Origin of the sequence: Pseudomonas sp. FGI182, assembly GCF_000511325.1 — a bacterium.
GTDB lineage: Bacteria > Pseudomonadota > Gammaproteobacteria > Pseudomonadales > Pseudomonadaceae > Aquipseudomonas > Aquipseudomonas putida_Z.
This window is the reverse complement of the sequence record NZ_CP007012.1, coordinates 5,283,578-5,299,548: the sequence shown is the minus strand read 5'-3', so window position 1 is coordinate 5,299,548 and position 15,971 is coordinate 5,283,578. Positions and strand designations below refer to the sequence as shown.

13 protein-coding genes are annotated in these 15,971 nt (G+C 61.3%); 8 read left to right on the top strand and 5 right to left on the bottom strand.

What is annotated here, in order from left to right:
* Positions 1-72 precede the first annotated feature (72 nt).
* On the bottom strand, positions 73-1,020 hold the full coding sequence (locus tag C163_RS26870; RefSeq protein WP_081742324.1) for an RHS repeat-associated core domain-containing protein: 948 nt from the start codon (positions 1,018-1,020) through the stop codon (positions 73-75).
* A gap of 657 nt (positions 1,021-1,677) precedes the next feature.
* Between C163_RS26870 and C163_RS23370 the strand changes: the two genes are divergently transcribed.
* Positions 1,678-3,978: a YgiQ family radical SAM protein gene (locus tag C163_RS23370; RefSeq protein ID WP_025340820.1), complete on the top strand. Its 2,301-nt coding sequence runs from the start codon at positions 1,678-1,680 to the stop codon at positions 3,976-3,978.
* 154 nt (positions 3,979-4,132) lie between these two features.
* Here C163_RS23370 and C163_RS23365 read toward each other — a convergent pair whose 3' ends face one another.
* Entirely contained in the window at positions 4,133-4,720 is a 588-nt protein-coding gene (locus C163_RS23365; RefSeq protein WP_025340819.1) for a TIGR00730 family Rossman fold protein, read from the bottom strand.
* A 349-nt stretch (positions 4,721-5,069) separates the two neighbouring features.
* Between C163_RS23365 and azu the strand changes: the two genes are divergently transcribed.
* Complete coding sequence (gene azu, locus C163_RS23360; protein WP_025340818.1) at positions 5,070-5,516, top strand: azurin; 447 nt, start codon at positions 5,070-5,072, stop codon at positions 5,514-5,516.
* Between the two features lie 111 nt (positions 5,517-5,627).
* On the opposite strand, the gene nadE is transcribed toward azu, so the two are convergent.
* Both nadE and pncB read right to left on the bottom strand, forming a co-directional pair.
* Positions 5,628-6,455: an ammonia-dependent NAD(+) synthetase gene (nadE, locus tag C163_RS23355; protein ID WP_013974414.1), complete on the bottom strand. Its 828-nt coding sequence runs from the start codon at positions 6,453-6,455 to the stop codon at positions 5,628-5,630.
* 3 nt (positions 6,456-6,458) lie between these two features.
* Complete coding sequence (pncB, locus tag C163_RS23350) at positions 6,459-7,664, bottom strand: nicotinate phosphoribosyltransferase (protein WP_025340817.1); 1,206 nt, start codon at positions 7,662-7,664, stop codon at positions 6,459-6,461.
* Positions 7,665-8,189: 525 nt separating this feature from the next.
* Here pncB and C163_RS23345 point away from each other — a divergent pair.
* The 6 genes from C163_RS23345 to C163_RS23320 all read left to right on the top strand — a co-directional run bounded on the left by C163_RS23345 (position 8,190) and on the right by C163_RS23320 (position 14,753).
* Complete coding sequence (locus tag C163_RS23345; protein ID WP_015271988.1) at positions 8,190-9,326, top strand: branched-chain amino acid ABC transporter substrate-binding protein; 1,137 nt, start codon at positions 8,190-8,192, stop codon at positions 9,324-9,326.
* 157 nt (positions 9,327-9,483) lie between these two features.
* Positions 9,484-10,398 carry a branched-chain amino acid ABC transporter permease gene (locus tag C163_RS23340; RefSeq protein WP_013974411.1) on the top strand — a complete coding sequence of 305 codons (915 nt, stop codon included), beginning with the start codon at positions 9,484-9,486 and terminating at the stop codon, positions 10,396-10,398.
* A gap of 2 nt (positions 10,399-10,400) precedes the next feature.
* Complete coding sequence (gene livM, locus C163_RS23335) at positions 10,401-11,702, top strand: high-affinity branched-chain amino acid ABC transporter permease LivM (RefSeq protein WP_025340816.1); 1,302 nt, start codon at positions 10,401-10,403, stop codon at positions 11,700-11,702.
* A complete protein-coding gene (locus C163_RS23330) occupies positions 11,699-12,574 on the top strand; it encodes an ATP-binding cassette domain-containing protein (RefSeq protein ID WP_025340815.1) in 876 nt (291 codons plus the stop codon). Before livM ends, C163_RS23330 begins: the two co-directional genes overlap by 4 nt.
* Positions 12,571-13,287 (top strand): ABC transporter ATP-binding protein, encoded by a 717-nt coding sequence (locus C163_RS23325; protein ID WP_015271986.1) that lies wholly within the window; start codon positions 12,571-12,573, stop codon positions 13,285-13,287. Before C163_RS23330 ends, C163_RS23325 begins: the two co-directional genes overlap by 4 nt.
* 698 nt (positions 13,288-13,985) lie before the next feature.
* Complete coding sequence (locus C163_RS23320; protein WP_025340814.1) at positions 13,986-14,753, top strand: SDR family oxidoreductase; 768 nt, start codon at positions 13,986-13,988, stop codon at positions 14,751-14,753.
* A gap of 98 nt (positions 14,754-14,851) precedes the next feature.
* On the opposite strand, the gene C163_RS23315 is transcribed toward C163_RS23320, so the two are convergent.
* On the bottom strand, positions 14,852-15,949 hold the full coding sequence (locus tag C163_RS23315) for an AGE family epimerase/isomerase (protein WP_025340813.1): 1,098 nt from the start codon (positions 15,947-15,949) through the stop codon (positions 14,852-14,854).
* Between the last annotated feature and the right edge of the window lie 22 nt (positions 15,950-15,971).

Below are 15,971 nucleotides of genomic sequence, written 5' to 3'. Positions count from 1 at the left end.
CACTAGCTTAATTAAAGCGGTCAGCCAGTGGGGCGTGAACTGCGAACACGTTATGCATGCTGAGTGCAGATACTACCAGTGTCTGCCGCCAGGCCCCGTATTTTCAGTTTTGTGGGGATTTCTTATGTTGCCCCGCCTGACTTTAGTTGCTGTGCCTAGCCCAATAAAATTAATTAATGGGTTGCTGAGGCGGTGGCTGAGGATTTTTCCACTTTTGTCGATTTCATCGACGACACTGACGCGGCCATCGTACCCTGAGGATTGTGCGCCTGTTAATTTGGCCATTTCATCAGCGACTGAATACCCTCCGTAAGACTCAGGTGTAGCAGAGTAGCAGGCTAAGAAATGTGTTTGTCTGCCGCGCATTTCAATACCCTTTTGTTTCAGTCTGACGAAAATATCCAAGGCTGAGTGGTTGAATTCGTTTCCCGTTAATACACCTGCCTCGCCATGGCTCAGGATGTAAATGGTGTCGAGATTGCCGTCTGTTCGACGCTTATCAGCGAATGCAGTTATACCATCATATTGCCATAGTATATCGCCGCGATACGTTTTCTTCGGGTTAAGTTTAGCGAAAAATCGAAGTATGGGTTGAGTGAACAGGCCGGTTGGGTCACTGTTGTTAATGGGGTCGTTCAGTGTAAATGCGTAGTAGTTAAGGCCGCCTTTGGAGAGTGGGCTTAAGGGGTCTGGGCTAGCAAAGCGCATGATGGTCGAGTTGTAGAGCCTGCGACCATTTCCAAGTAGGTAACCGTTGCTGATAGGGTCTTTCCGCTCGCCTTTAAAACCCCATTCGTTGTTAGAGGGGGCGCTGAATCCGAAAGCGCTGTAGCGGTAAGATATACCTTGGTTCGGGGCGTTGGTGAGAAATGGGGTATTAAAAGAATCAGTGCTCAGAAGCCATTGAGTGTTCTGCTGGTCTTTTAGCGAGAGGTTGTATCGACCGTGCCTGAAGATTGATTCGTTCGTGAATGTATATGCAATATGTGACAAAATATCGTTGCAATAAAAGAGGCGCATATTTTATCCTCACTGCTAGTAACTTTACAGTTTCAACTGTACCTCTGCAGTTGGCTTCGCGGTACTGACAAAAATGCTAGGCTCAGAATCGTCTATCAAATCTGGAAGCGCGCTCAGGGGGCGTCGTAAAGCCGATAAAGACCCAGCTTCGTTCGCGAAGCTCCGCGCGGGCGGCACTCGATTTGACAGGTGCGGCAAACCTGTCGGTATGCACCTGGCGGCCCTGGCAGGTTTCAAGGCGAAAGCCTTGCGAGACGCGCTACGGTTTCTGACCGGTTTGCTAGGAAATAACCAGATCTTTCCCGTTGCGCTTAGGCCATTTCTGAAATAGCTTCTTACCGCCTTTGCGGTATTGCGGTGGTTTTCGGGGCGGACTGGCCCTGTCGTGCTCAAGATTGTCCCCGATCCACCCCTCGATCCCCCTTTACCTGAAGACAACCCGGTGCAGGGCAAATGCACACTGTAAGGCTTCAGTGATATGTCGCCTGAGCGGGCCCTTTCGCGGGTGAACCCGCTCCCACAGGTTTCAAGGCATTTACCGACCCGCCCCAACCGTCGCCCACCCCACCAATCCCCACGAATCCAGTCGGATTTGGTCAAAATTTGTGCTATATTCCGCGCCCGCGATTTCCCTGCACACCAGAACCGGTCACTGACATGCAAGCAGCCAAACCACTCTACGACTATCCCAAGTACTGGGCCGAATGCTTCGGGCCAGCACCTTTCCTGCCGATGAGCAGGGAGGAGATGGATCTGCTCGGCTGGGATTCCTGCGACATCATCATCGTGACCGGTGATGCTTACGTCGACCACCCGTCGTTCGGCATGGCCATCATCGGCCGCCTGCTGGAGGCCCAGGGCTTCCGCGTGGGCATCATCGCCCAGCCGAACTGGCAGTCGAAAGACGACTTCATGAAGCTCGGCGAGCCGAACCTGTTCTTCGGCGTGGCCGCGGGCAACATGGACTCGATGATCAACCGCTACACCGCGGACAAGAAGATCCGTTCCGACGACGCCTACACCCCTGGTGGCCTGGCCGGCAGCCGTCCGGACCGCGCCAGCCTGGTGTACAGCCAGCGCTGCAAGGAAGCCTACAAGCATGTGCCGATCGTGCTTGGCGGCATCGAGGCCTCGCTGCGCCGCATCGCCCACTACGACTACTGGCAGGACAAGGTCCGCCACTCGATCCTGATCGATGCCAGCGCCGACATCCTGCTGTTCGGCAACGCCGAGCGCGCGGTGGTCGAGGTGGCCCAGCGCCTGTCCAACGGCGAGAAGATCGAGACCATCACCGATGTGCGCGGCACTGCTTTCGTGCGCCGTGACACGCCTCAGGGCTGGTACGAGATCGATTCGACCCGCATCGACCGCCCGGGCCGCGTCGACAAGATCATCAACCCGTACGTGAACACCCAGGACACCCAGGCCTGTGCCATCGAGCAGGCCAAGGGCGACCAGGAGGACCCGAACGAAGCCAAGGTCGTGCAGATTCTCGACAGCCCGAGCATGACCCGGGAAAAGTCGGTGATCCGCCTGCCGTCGTTCGAGAAGGTGCGTAACGACCCGGTACTCTATGCCCATGCCAACCGGGTGCTGCACCTGGAGACCAACCCGGGCAACGCCCGCGCCCTGGTGCAGAAGCATGGCGAAGTGGATGTGTGGTTCAACCCGCCACCCATCCCCATGAGCACCGAGGAAATGGATTACGTGTTCGGCATGCCCTATGCCCGTGTGCCGCACCCGGCCTACGGCAAGGAGCGCATCCCGGCCTACGAGATGATCCGCTTCTCGGTGAACATCATGCGTGGCTGCTTTGGTGGCTGCACCTTCTGCTCGATCACCGAGCACGAAGGCCGCATCATCCAGAACCGCTCGCACGAGTCGATCCTGCACGAAATCGAAGAGATGCGTGACAAGGTGCCGGGCTTCACCGGCGTGGTCTCCGACCTTGGCGGCCCGACTGCCAACATGTACCGCATCGCCTGCAAGAGCCATGACATCGAGAAGCACTGCCGCAAGCCGTCGTGCGTGTTCCCGGGCATTTGCGAAAACCTCAACACCGACCACAGCTCGCTGATCGAGCTGTACCGCAAGGCTCGTGCCCTGCCGGGTGTGAAGAAGATCCTGATTGCCTCTGGCCTGCGTTATGACCTGGCGGTGGAGTCGCCGGAGTACGTCAAGGAACTGGTCACCCACCACGTCGGCGGTTACCTGAAGATTGCCCCGGAGCACACCGAGCGTGGCCCGCTGGACAAGATGATGAAGCCGGGCATCGGCACCTATGACCGCTTCAAGCGCATGTTCGAGAAGTTCTCGAAAGAGGCGGGCAAGGAGCAGTACCTGATCCCGTACTTCATCGCCGCGCACCCGGGCACCACCGACGAAGACATGATGAACCTGGCCCTGTGGCTGAAGGGCAACGGCTTCCGTGCCGACCAGGTGCAGGCGTTCTACCCGTCGCCGATGGCCTCGGCCACGGCCATGTACCACTCGGGCAAGAACCCGCTGCGCAAGGTGACCTACAAGAGCGAAGGTGTGGATATCGTCAAGAGCGAGGAGCAGCGCCGCCTGCACAAGGCGTTCTTGCGTTACCACGACCCGAAGGGCTGGCCGATGCTGCGTGAGGCGTTGCAGCGCATGGGCCGCGCCGACCTGATCGGGCCGGGCAAGCACCAGCTGATCCCGCTGCACCAGCCGCAGACCGATACCTACCAGAGTGCACGCCGCAAGAACTCGACCCCTGCGGGTAGCCACAAGGTGGGCAAGGAGCAGAAGGTTCTTACCCAGCACACCGGCCTGCCGCCGCGTGGCAGTGATGGCAGCAAGCCGTGGGACAAGCGTGAAAAAGCCAAGGCCGAAGCGTTTGCGCGTAACCAGCAGGCGGCCAAGGAGCGCAAGGAAGCGGCCAAGGGTGGCAAGGGCAACAAGAAGCCGCGTCAGCCAGTGATCCCGCGTTAACTGGGCGATTCTTGGGGCTGCTTTGCAGCCCATCGCGACACAAGGCCGCTCCTGCAATGACCGTGCAAACCCGCCAATTCCGGGGGGCTCACGGTCGGTGTAGGAGCGGCCTTGTGTCGCGATGGACCGCAAAGCGGTCCCAAAAATCTCAGCTTCAGTCAGGCTTCTTGTCGACCCACTTCGGCGCCACCGGCGCAACGAAGCTGTCCATCCCGTCCAACAGCTCATCAGGCTGCTGCCCCAGCAGCAACATCGCCCGATGCTGCGGCCGCACGAAGCCTTCTTCGACGATATGGTCGAGGAACCCGCCCAGCTTCTCGTAGAAGCCGTTCACATCCAGCAGCCCCAGCGGCTTGGCGTGATAGCCCAATTGCCCCCAGGTCCATACCTCGAACAACTCCTCCAGCGTACCCAGCCCACCGGGCAGGGCGATGAAGGCATCGCTCAGCTCGGCCATGCGTGCCTTGCGCGCGTGCATGCCGTCGACCACTTCCAGGCGGCTGAGGCCCTTGTGGCCGATTTCGGCATTCATCAGGCTCTGGGGGATGATCCCGATCACTTCGCCACCGGCCGCCATGGCCGCGTCGGCGACGGTGCCCATCAGGCCAACCGCGCCACCGCCATAGACCAGGGTCAGGCCGCGACGGGCAATCGCCTGGCCCAGCGCGATGGCCGCTTCACGGTAGGCAGGGTTGGCACCAATGCTGGCGCCGCAGAACACACAAACGGAACGTACGGGCATTGCTCATCTCCAGTCACTCAGGCTGACAGGGTAAGGCCCATGTCCTACAGTTCCAAGGCTGGTTTCACTCCGGTCGGGAGAATTCGCAGATGGCGCCGGTCGCTCCATGGGCGTAGGCCGCCAGCAGGCTGTTCATCAGGCTACCAAGGGTCATTTCGTATTGCTCCTAAATGAGAGGTTGTCCCATCGTCCAATAAAAGGGCATGATGTGCCCTTGAATTGGTTGTATACAATCCATTGAACAATTCTACTGGCTGGCCTCTTGACAGCCCCTTGACCCATATCAGCAAGGGGCTGAACGGTTTCAGGCAGTCTCGCAATTGATAAAACCCTGCCAAGGAGATTCATGATGTTTGCGAAAGCTGTAGCGGTATCCCTGCTGACCCTCGCCAGCGCTTCTGTCTTCGCAGCCGAGTGCAAAGTCACCGTCGACTCGACCGACCAGATGTCGTTCAACACCAAGGAATTCACTGTCGACAAGAGCTGCAAGACCGTTGAAATCGAACTGACCCATGGTGGCAGCCTGCCGAAGAACGTAATGGGCCATAACCTGGTGATCAGCAAGACTGCCGACATGCAGGCAATCGCCACCGAAGGTATGTCGCAAGGCCTGGACAAGGACTACATCAAGGCTGACAACGCAGCGATCATCGGGCACACCAAAATGATCGGCGCTGGCGAAAAAGCCAGCATCAGCCTGGACACTTCCAAGCTGGAAGCCGGTGGCGACTACAGTTTCTTCTGCACCTTCCCGGGCCACATCTCGATGATGAAAGGCAAGGTCGTCGTCAAGTAATCAAAGGCTGACGGTGAGCCCTGTGGGAGCGGGTTCACCCGCGAATGCGTCGGTGGCTTCACCATGGCATTCGCGGGTGAACCCGCTCCCACAGGTCCGTCTATAGCCTTATCAAGGGGCGAACGGCAGTTCGCGCTTGTGCTGGGTCTTGCGGTAGGTGGCGACGATAATGTCGAACGCTTCCTGGTCAACCGGCTGCCCATGCAGGAAGGCATCGATCTGCTGGTAGGTCACGCCATGGGAGGCTTCGTCCGGCTTGCCCGGCGCCAGGTCTTCCAGGTCCGCAGTCGGGACCTTTTCCACCAATGACTCCGGCGCACCGAAGCTGCGCGCAATCGCCCGCACCTGGTTCTTCACCAGCCCGCTCAGCGGCGCCAGGTCGCAGGCACCATCACCGAACTTGGTAAAGAACCCCATCACCGCCTCGGCGGCGTGGTCGGTGCCGATCACCAGGCCCGCGCGTGCACCGGCGATGGTGTACTGGGCGACCATGCGGGTACGCGCCTTGACGTTGCCGACCACGAAGTCCACAAGCGTCGGCGAGCCGTTCTTCAACTCCACCACTTCAGCCGCCAGCGCCCGTACTGCCGGGGCGATATCCACGGTGTGCACTTCGTCGGCCTTGATCACTTCCAGGCACGCCTGGGCGTCATGCTCGTCATGCTGGACCTGGTAAGGCAGGCGCACGGCGATGAAGGTGTAGGCCTTGTCGCCGGTTTCGGCGCGCAGCTCGTTGATGGCGCGTTGGGCGAGCAGGGCGGCGGTCAGCGAGTCGACGCCGCCGCTGATGCCCAGCACCAGGGTCTTGAGCCGGGCGTTGGCCAGGCAATCCTTGATGAACGCCACGCGCCGGGCCACTTCGGCCTCGAGCGCGGCGGCGTCGGCGAACGGCGGCTGTACCTTCAGCGCCTGGGCAATCTCTTGCTGAACCGCTTGCATGGGTTACTCCTTGCTGGGGACTTTGAATACATGGCGCATGTAGGCGACGAAGTTCTCGTCGCGGCATTGGGTCTTGGCGGCTTCGTCCGAGATCTTCGCCACCGGCGCGCCGTTGCAGTCGGTCATTTTAAGCACGATGCTCATCGGGGCCACGCCCGGGATATCACAGGTCAGGTTGGTGCCGATGCCAAAGCTGACGTTGATGCGACCGCGCAGGGCACGGAAGATTTCCAGCGAGCGGGTCAGGTTGAGACCGTCGGAAAACACCAGGGTCTTGGTCATCGGGTCGATACCCAGTTTCTGGTAATGGGCAATGGCCTTTTCCGCCCAGGCCACCGGTTCGCCCGAGTCGTGGCGCAGGCCGTCGAACAGCTTGGCGAAGTACAGGTCGAAATCGCCGAGGAAGGCATCCATGGTGATGCAATCGGTCAGGGCGATACCGAGCAGGCCGCGGTACTCGCGCACCCAGCAGTCCAGCGCGGCGATCTGGCTGTCGATCAGTCGCGGGCCGAGTTGCTGGTGGGCCATGATCCATTCATGGGCCATGGTGCCCAGCGGCTTGATATCCAGTTTCCATGCCAGGTCGACGTTGCTGGTGCCGACGAAGCGGCCCGGGAAATCGTCGCGCAGCACACGCACCACTTCTTCCTGCACACGGCTGGAAAAGCGCCGACGGGTGCCGAAGTCGGCCACCTGCAGTTCGGCCAGTTCATCGTCGCTGGCATGTGCGCGCAGCCAGTCGAACTTGCGGTACAGCTGGTCGCGGGCCTCGGCCAGGCGCATGCGCGGGTGCAGATGGCGGTTGCGCACTTCGCTGATGATCGCCAGCAGCGGCACTTCGAACAGGATCACATGCAGCCACGGGCCTTTCAGGCGCAGGAACAGCTGGTCGTTTTCTATCCCCAGGCGTACGTAGCGCAGGTTGAAGCGGAACAGGCGCAGAAAGCGCAGGAAGTCAGGCTTGAGGAAGCTGATACGTTCGAGGAATGCCAGCTGGCCGTCATCCAGGGTGAGGTCGCTGAGCAGTTCGAGCTGGTTGCGGATCTCGCCGAGGTAGGGGCGCAGGTCCTCGCCGTTGCGGCAGCGGAATTCCCACTCGACGTCGGCGTCCGGGTAGTTGTGCAGCACGCCCTGCATCATGGTGAGTTTGTAGAAGTCGGTGTCGAGCAGGTTGTGCACGATGCGCTCGGCGAATGCGCTCTCGCTCATCAATGGGGCTCCGGAAGCGGCGAATGGCGGACATTGTGCCAGCCTTTTCGGCCTTGTTGTGCCTGTTGCGGCCCTATCGCCGGCAAGCCAGCTCCCACAAGTAACCCACACGGCCGAAATTTGCAGTGTTCCTGTGGGAGCTGGCTTGCCGGCGATAGGGCCGGAACTGCCAAAACAGAGGTGTTTTTTCGTGCACCAGCTAGCCTTGAAACGGTGCCGCCTGTAGCAGTCGCGCACCAGCTGTGTGCAGTTCGGTGACGTCCGCTGTTACAGGGCGGTTGCACGTAAACACTTGCCAGGGTTGCAATGATGGCACCCGATGGTTGCTCCTTGTCTGTACGTGTGGTGGCGCCTGCCGCGTGGCAGACGGTTGCACGCTCAATAAAGAAAAGGCCGTCGGTCGCCTGCCGGCAACCTGCACAGTGTGTTTTCCCGGAAGACAAAACCTATGGCACGGCCCTTGCTCAGAGCACAGGGCTGAGAAGTTGTAGTGCCAACCAAAAAAAACTCTAGGAGCACCACCTCATGTCGCAGACGTTTTACAAGAAAGGTTTCCTGGCTCTGGCCGTAGCTACGGCACTGGGTGTTTCTTCGTATGTTCAGGCCGACGTCAAGATCGGTGTAGCGGGCCCGATGACCGGGGCTAACGCAGCGTTTGGCGAGCAGTACATGAAAGGTGCGCAGGCAGCGGCCGACAAGATCAACGCCGCCGGTGGCGTGAACGGCGAGAAAATCGTGCTGGTCAAAGGCGATGACGCCTGCGAGCCGAAGCAGGCCGTGGCCGTGGCCAACCGCCTGGTCGACCAGGACAAGGTGATCGGCGTGGTCGGCCACTTCTGTTCCTCCAACACCATCCCGGCCTCCGAGGTGTATGACGAGGCTGGCGTCATCGCCATCACCCCTGGCTCCACCAACCCACAGGTTACCGAGCGCGGCCTGGGCGCCATGTTCCGCATGTGCGGCCGTGACGACCAGCAGGGCATCGTCGCCGGCGACTACATCGTCGACGTGCTCAAGGGCAAGAAAGTCGCGGTGCTGCACGACAAGGACACCTACGGCCAAGGCCTGGCCGACGCGACCAAGGCACAGCTGGAGAAACGCGGCGTCAAGCCGGTGCTGTACGAAGGCCTGACCCGCGGCGAGAAAGACTTCAGCGCCGTCGTCACCAAGATCCGTTCCACCGGTGCCGACGTGGTCTACTTCGGCGGCCTGCACCCGGAAGCCGGCCCGCTGGTACGCCAGCTGCGCGAGCAGGGCCTGAAGGACGTCAAGTTCATGTCCGATGACGGCATCGTCACCGATGAACTGGTGTCCACCGCCGGCGGCGCGCAGTACGTCGATGGCGTGTACATGACCTTCGGCGCCGACCCGCGCCTGCTGCCGGACAGCAAGGCGGTGGTGGAGGAGTTCCGCAAGGCCGGTACCGAACCTGAAGGCTACACCCTGTACGCCTATGCCTCGCTGCAGGCCCTGGCTGCTGCGTTCAACGGCGCAAAGTCGAACAAGGGCGAAGACGCTGCCAAGTGGCTCAAGGCCAACCCGGTGCAGACCGTCATGGGCGAGAAAAAGTGGGACTCGAAGGGTGACCTGACCGTGTCCGACTATGTGGTCTACCAGTGGGATGCCCAAGGCAAGTACCACCAGCTGGAAAAACAAAAATAACAACGGCCCACGGCCCGGGCGCGTCAGCCCCCGGGCCAAAGCCCCGCGGTACCTGTCTTTATCCGTAGATCTGCACAGTACTGCGCTGCGAGGGCCGCCTTGTCCCAGGCCCGCCGTGGTCGGCGCTCGTGCAATCTCAATCAGGTGAGATTGCGTTATGGATGGTATTTTCCTGCAGCAACTGGTCAACGGCCTGACCCTCGGGTCGGTCTATGGCCTGATCGCCATCGGCTACACAATGGTCTATGGCATCATCGGCATGATCAACTTCGCGCACGGCGAGGTGTATATGATTTCCGCGTACCTCGCGGCGATCAGCCTGGCATTGCTGGCTTATTTCGGTATCGAGTCGTTCCCCCTGTTGATGCTGGGCACCCTGTTGTTCACCATCGTCGTCACCGGTGTGTACGGCTTCACCATCGAACGCATCGCCTACAAACCCCTGCGCAACTCCACCCGCCTGGCACCGCTGATCAGTGCCATCGGCATCTCGCTGATCCTGCAGAACTACGCGCAGATCAGCCAGGGCGCCCGCCAGCAAGGCGTGCCAACCCTGCTGGAAGGTGCCTGGCGTGTCGAAGTGGGCACCGGCTTCGTGCAACTGACCTACACCAAGATCTTCATCCTGGTGGCAGCCTTCGTTGGCATGGGCCTGCTCACCTACGTGATCAAGTACACCAAGCTCGGCCGCATGTGCCGTGCCACCCAGCAAGACCGCAAGATGGCCTCGATCCTGGGCATCAACACCGACCGGGTGATCTCCTACGTGTTCGTCATCGGTGCTGTGATGGCCGCCCTGGCCGGCGTGCTGATCACCATGAACTACGGCACCTTCGACTTCTACGCCGGCTTCATCATCGGCATCAAGGCGTTCACCGCCGCGGTGCTCGGCGGTATCGGCTCGCTGCCTGGCGCCATGCTCGGCGGGATCATCCTGGGTATTTCCGAGTCGCTGTTCTCTGGCCTGATCAACTCCGACTACAAGGACGTGTTCAGCTTCTCGCTGCTGGTGATGATCCTTATCTTCCGCCCACAAGGCCTGCTGGGTCGCCCGCTCGTGGCTAAGGTGTGAACATGTCCATTGCCAAAACTGCCTCCGTTACTGAAACCAGAAGTTTCGACATCAAACGCAGCCTGCTGGAGACCATCGTCGCCGGCCTGCTGGCACTCATCGTATTTGGCCCTGTGGTCGGCGTGGTGCTCGACGGCTACACCTTCAATGCCGAGCCGCGGCGTGTGGCCTGGCTGGTCGGCGGGGTGATGCTGGGGCGCTTCCTGCTCAGCCTGTACCTGCAGACGGCCGCCGGCTCGCGCATGCTCCAGGGCTTCGAAAGCGGTGGCTCAGGCGTGCATGTGCGCGCGCCGGACTACGTATCGCGGCTGCGCTATATCATCCCTGCGCTGGTGGTGATTGCCATCGTCTTCCCGATCTTCGCCAACAAGTACCTGCTGACCGTGGTCATCCTCGGCCTGATCTACGTGCTGCTGGGCCTGGGCCTGAACATCGTGGTTGGCCTGGCCGGCCTGCTCGACCTGGGCTACGTGGCGTTCTATGCCATCGGTGCGTACGGCCTGGCGCTGGGTTACCAGTACCTTGGCCTGGGCTTCTGGAGCGTGCTGCCACTGGCGGCCATCGCCGCGGCGCTGGCGGGGTGCATACTCGGCTTCCCGGTGCTGCGGATGCACGGCGACTACCTGGCGATCGTGACCCTGGGCTTCGGCGAGATCATCCGCCTGGTGCTGAACAACTGGTTGTCGTTCACCGGCGGCCCGAACGGCATGCCGGCACCGGCGCCGACCTTCTTCGGCCTGGAGTTCGGCCGTAGGGCCAAGGACGGTGGGGTACCGATCCACGAGTTCTTCGGCTTCGATTACAACGCCAACCTCAAGTTCGTGTTCATCTACGCAGTGCTGTTCATCGTTGTGCTGGCCGTGCTGTACATCAAGCATCGCCTGACCCGCATGCCGGTCGGCCGTGCCTGGGAAGCGCTACGCGAAGACGAGATCGCCTGCCGCTCGATGGGCCTGAACCACGTGCTGGTCAAGCTTTCGGCGTTTACCCTGGGTGCCTCCACCGCCGGCCTGGCCGGGGTGTTCTTTGCCACCTACCAGGGCTTCGTCAACCCGTCGTCGTTCACCTTCTTCGAGTCGGCGCTGATCCTCGCCATCGTCGTGCTCGGTGGCATGGGCTCGACCGTAGGTGTAGTGATCGCGGCCTTCGTGCTGACCGTGGCGCCCGAGCTGCTGCGCAGCTTCTCCGAATACCGCGTGCTGCTGTTCGGTGTGCTGATGGTGCTGATGATGATCTGGCGACCGCGTGGGCTGATCCGCATCAGCCGTACCGGTGTGACCCCGCGTAAAGGAGTGGCGCCATGAGCGACGATATCATTCTCTCGGTCGACAACCTGATGATGCAGTTCGGTGGCATCAAGGCGCTCAGCGATGTCAGCCTGAAGGTCCGGCGCAACCAGATCTTCGCCCTGATCGGCCCCAACGGTGCGGGCAAGACTACTGTGTTCAACTGCCTGACCGGGTTCTACAAGGCCAGTGGCGGGCGCATCGAGCTGAACGTGCGCGGCAGCCACACCAATGTCATCCAGCTGCTCGGCGAGCGCTTCCAGGTGGCGGACTTCGTCTCGCCGGCGCGCTTTGCCAACCGCATGTACTACAAGATGTTCGGCGGTACTCACCTGGTCAACCGCGCCGGCCTGGCACGCACCTTCCAGAACATTCGCCTGTTCAAGGAAATGTCGGTGGTGGAGAACCTGCTGGTGGCCCAGCACATGTGGGTCAACCGCAACCTGCTGGCCGGGGTGCTCAACACCAAGGCCTACCGCAAGGCCGAGAGCGACGCGTTGGACCACGCGTTCTACTGGCTGGAGGTGGTCGACCTGGTCGATTGCGCCAACCGCCTGGCTGGCGAGTTGTCGTACGGCCAGCAGCGCCGCCTGGAAATCGCCCGGGCCATGTGCACGCGGCCGAAGATCATCTGCCTGGACGAACCGGCGGCTGGCCTGAACCCACAGGAAACCGAAGCTCTCAGCCGCATGATCCGCGTGCTGCGCGACGAGCACGACATCACCGTGGTGCTGATCGAACACGACATGGGCATGGTCATGAGCATTTCCGACCATATCGTGGTGCTCGACCACGGCAACGTGATTGCCGAAGGCGCGCCGCAGGATATCCGCCACAACCCGACGGTGATCGCCGCCTACCTGGGTGCCGATGAAGAGGAACTGGTATGAGTGCACCCATTCTCGAACTGAAGGACCTGGACGTGTTCTACGGCCCGATCCAGGCGCTGAAAAAGGTCTCGATGCACATCAACGAGGGCGAGACGGTCAGCCTGATCGGCGCCAACGGTGCCGGCAAGTCGACCCTGCTGATGTCGATCTTCGGCCAGCCGCGGGCGGCGTCGGGGCATATCGTGTACCGCGGCACCGACATCACTCGCAAGTCGTCGCACTACATCGCTTCCAACGGCATCGCCCAGTCGCCGGAAGGGCGCCGGGTGTTCCCCGACATGACCGTCGAGGAGAACCTGATGATGGGTACCATCCCCATCGGTGACAAGCATGCCGACGAAGACATGCAGCGCATGTACGAGCTGTTCCCGCGCCTGAAAGAGCGGCGTAACCAGAGGGCCATGACCATGTCCGGTGGCGAGCAGCAGATGCTGGCCATTGCCCGCGCGCTGATGAGCCGGCCAAAGTTGTTGCTGCTGGATGAGCCATCGCTGGGGCTGGCGCCGATCGTGGTCAAGCAGATCTTCTCGACCTTGCGTGAATTGGCCAAGACCGGGATGACCATCTTCCTGGTGGAGCAGAACGCCAACCATGCGCTGAAACTGTCGGACCGGGCTTATGTGATGGTCAACGGGCAGATTCGCATGAGCGGGACGGGGCAGGAGCTGTTGGTCAACGAGGAAGTGCGTAACGCCTATCTCGGCGGGCATTGAGTTGCATGCGGGGGCCGCTTTGCGGCCCATCGCGACACAAGGCCGCTCCTACAGGCGATCTGCGATTCCATGTGGCATCGCGGCCCCTTGTAGGAGCGGCCTTGTGTCGCGATGGGCTGCAAAGCAGCCCCGATTCCAAATGTGGACAACTTGTCGCGGGCCTGCCTCCATACACTCCAGCATCCCATCTCAAGCCCTTGTTTCCACAGGCCCGATCTTTTCCACGGATAATGTGGAACCGCCTGTGGAAAACATGGTGGCATCTCGCTCAAGCCCTTTGATACCAAGCCCTGCAGCTTCATGATCATTTTTTGATCACAGGTGACTTGTGGATGATTTTCCCAGGTTTTTCAAAGCCCTGCATTCATTCCAAGGCGCGCGCAAAACCTGTGGATAACCCTGTGAAAAAACCTTGGACAGACCGCTGCAGACAGCATGCTTGAAAGCCTTGCGCCATCACCGAAAAGATATCCACCGACCACAAGTCGCTGAAAGGGTTCCGCACCGTGGACAAGTTGCCCCCAATCCGTGGGGAAAGCCTTGTGGATAACATGCGCATAGCTGGTGCCGAGCCCTCTGCTGCAAGGGTTTGCCGCATATGATCAAAAAATGAACAGTGCCCCGGGCGGGTTGCTGCAAGCGCCCGGCGCGGGCATGCTGCAAGCCTGCCGATGACAATCCACCGTGAGGAACAGAGCATGACGTCCACCGTATTCATCACTGGCGCGACTTCCGGTTTCGGCGAGGCCACTGCCCGCCGCTTCGCCGAAGCCGGCTGGAAGCTGGTGCTCACTGGCCGCCGCAAGGAGCGCCTGGACGCCCTGTGCGCCGAACTGTCGGCCAAGACCGAAGTACATGGCCTGGTGCTCGACGTGCGTGACCGCAAGGCCATGGAGCAGGCCATCGCCAACTTGCCGGCCGGCTTCGACAAGCTGCGCGGCCTGGTCAACAACGCAGGCCTGGCGCTGGGTGTGGACGCGGCGCAGAACTGCAGCCTGGACGACTGGGAAACCATGGTCGACACCAACATCAAGGGCCTGATGTACACCACCCGCCTGCTGCTGCCACGGCTGATCGCCCATGGCCGTGGGGCGTCGATCCTCAACGTAGGTTCGGTGGCGGGCAACTACCCGTACCCGGGCAGCAACGTGTACGGCGGCACCAAGGCCTTCGTCGGCCAGTTCTCGTTGAGCCTGCGCTGCGACCTGCGGGGTACGGGCGTGCGCGTGAGCAACATCGAGCCGGGCCTGTGCGAGAGCGAGTTCTCGCTGGTGCGCTTCGGCGGTGACCAGGCCAAATACGACGCCACCTACGCCGGTGCCGAGCCGATCCAGCCGCAGGACATTGCCGAGACCATCTTCTGGATCCTCAACCAGCCGGCGCATATCAACATCAACAGCCTCGAGTTGATGCCGGTGAGCCAGGACTGGGCAGGGTTCTCGATCGACCGGTCGGTCAAAGACTGATCCGAGGGCCTCTTCGCGGGTAAACCCGCTCCCACAGGTACTGCACCGGTTTCAGAGCAGGCGCTATCCCTGTGGGAGCGGGTTCACCCGCGAATGCGTCAGCCCAGGCGCTGCAACCCTTCCAGGCAAGTCGCCAAGTGGTAGGGCGTAGTAGAAGGCATATCATGCCGGCTGACACTACCTTGCCCATCCCGGCACTCATACCAGCCCGCCTCACGCAGGAACCGCGCTTCCAGCGCCTGCAACTGCCCGGCCAGCTTCGCCTCGCCCCCTGTCCGCAACACCAGCGCCCGCAGGTATTCCGCCTGCGCCCAGATCCGCTGGGTGGCGTCGAGCACCTGGCCATCCACATCCAGCATCGCCAGTACCGCGGTGTCCTTCACCCCGTACTGCTCGGCGTAGCCGAAAGCCCGGTCGATGGACGCATGCAGCGGCGTATCACGCAGCAGTGGCGAGGTATGCAGCAGGTAGAACCACTCGAACTGGTGCCCTGGCTCGAACCAGTTATCCACAGTGCCGCGTGGCTTTTCCAGCATCAGGCCGTGGGCGGGGTCGATGAAGTGTTCCTGCAGCGCCTCGCACAGGTGCAGCAACGACTGCTGGGCATGCTCGTCGTCACGCACCGCCAGCACCTGCAGGAAGGCTTCGGCCAGGTGCATCTGCGGGTTCTGCAGCGGGCCGCTGCCAAGGTCGGCCCAGTCTTCAGCGAGGCTGGCTTCGTACAGGCCATCGTCGCGGGCGAACTGCTGGTCGATGATGTCCAGCGCGGCGTTCAGCGTGGACTCCACCAGGTTTTCACGCACCTTGCCCCAGTAATGTGCACAGGCGAAGACGATGAAGGCGTGAGTGTAGAGGTCCTTGCGCCGGTCCAGCGGTTTGCCCTGGGCGTCGATGCTGTAGAACCAGCCGCCGTGTTCGGCGTCGTGGAAGTGCTTCTGCAGCGAGCGGAACAAGGCGGCCGCACGCTCGGCTGCGCCCGGTTGCCCGATGCGGCTGCTGAACAGGTACAGCTGACGCGCGCAGGCCATGGCCCGGTAGCGCTGCACCGGCAATGGCTGGTGCTGGGCGTCCAGTGCCTCGTAGGGCAGGGCCATGTCGGCGTTCCAGCCCGGGCCTTGCCACAACGGCACGATGCGTTCGGCGAAGTGCTGGTTGAAGCGGGCCAGTTCGGGCAGGGTGGGGCGGGGGTCGGACATTTCGGCGCTCGTCGCTGTCGGG

What these genes read in the sequence shown, in the direction of transcription:
- C163_RS26870 (WP_081742324.1), bottom strand. Translation starts at nt 1,020, where the DNA reads ATGCGCCTCTTTTATTGCAACGATATTTTGTCACATATTGCATATACA.
- C163_RS23370 (WP_025340820.1), top strand. Translation starts at nt 1,678, where the DNA reads ATGCAAGCAGCCAAACCACTCTACGACTATCCCAAGTACTGGGCCGAA.
- C163_RS23365 (WP_025340819.1), bottom strand. Translation starts at nt 4,720, where the DNA reads ATGCCCGTACGTTCCGTTTGTGTGTTCTGCGGCGCCAGCATTGGTGCC.
- azu (WP_025340818.1), top strand. Translation starts at nt 5,070, where the DNA reads ATGTTTGCGAAAGCTGTAGCGGTATCCCTGCTGACCCTCGCCAGCGCT.
- nadE (WP_013974414.1), bottom strand. Translation starts at nt 6,455, where the DNA reads ATGCAAGCGGTTCAGCAAGAGATTGCCCAGGCGCTGAAGGTACAGCCG.
- pncB (WP_025340817.1), bottom strand. Translation starts at nt 7,664, where the DNA reads ATGAGCGAGAGCGCATTCGCCGAGCGCATCGTGCACAACCTGCTCGAC.
- C163_RS23345 (WP_015271988.1), top strand. Translation starts at nt 8,190, where the DNA reads ATGTCGCAGACGTTTTACAAGAAAGGTTTCCTGGCTCTGGCCGTAGCT.
- C163_RS23340 (WP_013974411.1), top strand. Translation starts at nt 9,484, where the DNA reads ATGGATGGTATTTTCCTGCAGCAACTGGTCAACGGCCTGACCCTCGGG.
- livM (WP_025340816.1), top strand. Translation starts at nt 10,401, where the DNA reads ATGTCCATTGCCAAAACTGCCTCCGTTACTGAAACCAGAAGTTTCGAC.
- C163_RS23330 (WP_025340815.1), top strand. Translation starts at nt 11,699, where the DNA reads ATGAGCGACGATATCATTCTCTCGGTCGACAACCTGATGATGCAGTTC.
- C163_RS23325 (WP_015271986.1), top strand. Translation starts at nt 12,571, where the DNA reads ATGAGTGCACCCATTCTCGAACTGAAGGACCTGGACGTGTTCTACGGC.
- C163_RS23320 (WP_025340814.1), top strand. Translation starts at nt 13,986, where the DNA reads ATGACGTCCACCGTATTCATCACTGGCGCGACTTCCGGTTTCGGCGAG.
- C163_RS23315 (WP_025340813.1), bottom strand. Translation starts at nt 15,949, where the DNA reads ATGTCCGACCCCCGCCCCACCCTGCCCGAACTGGCCCGCTTCAACCAG.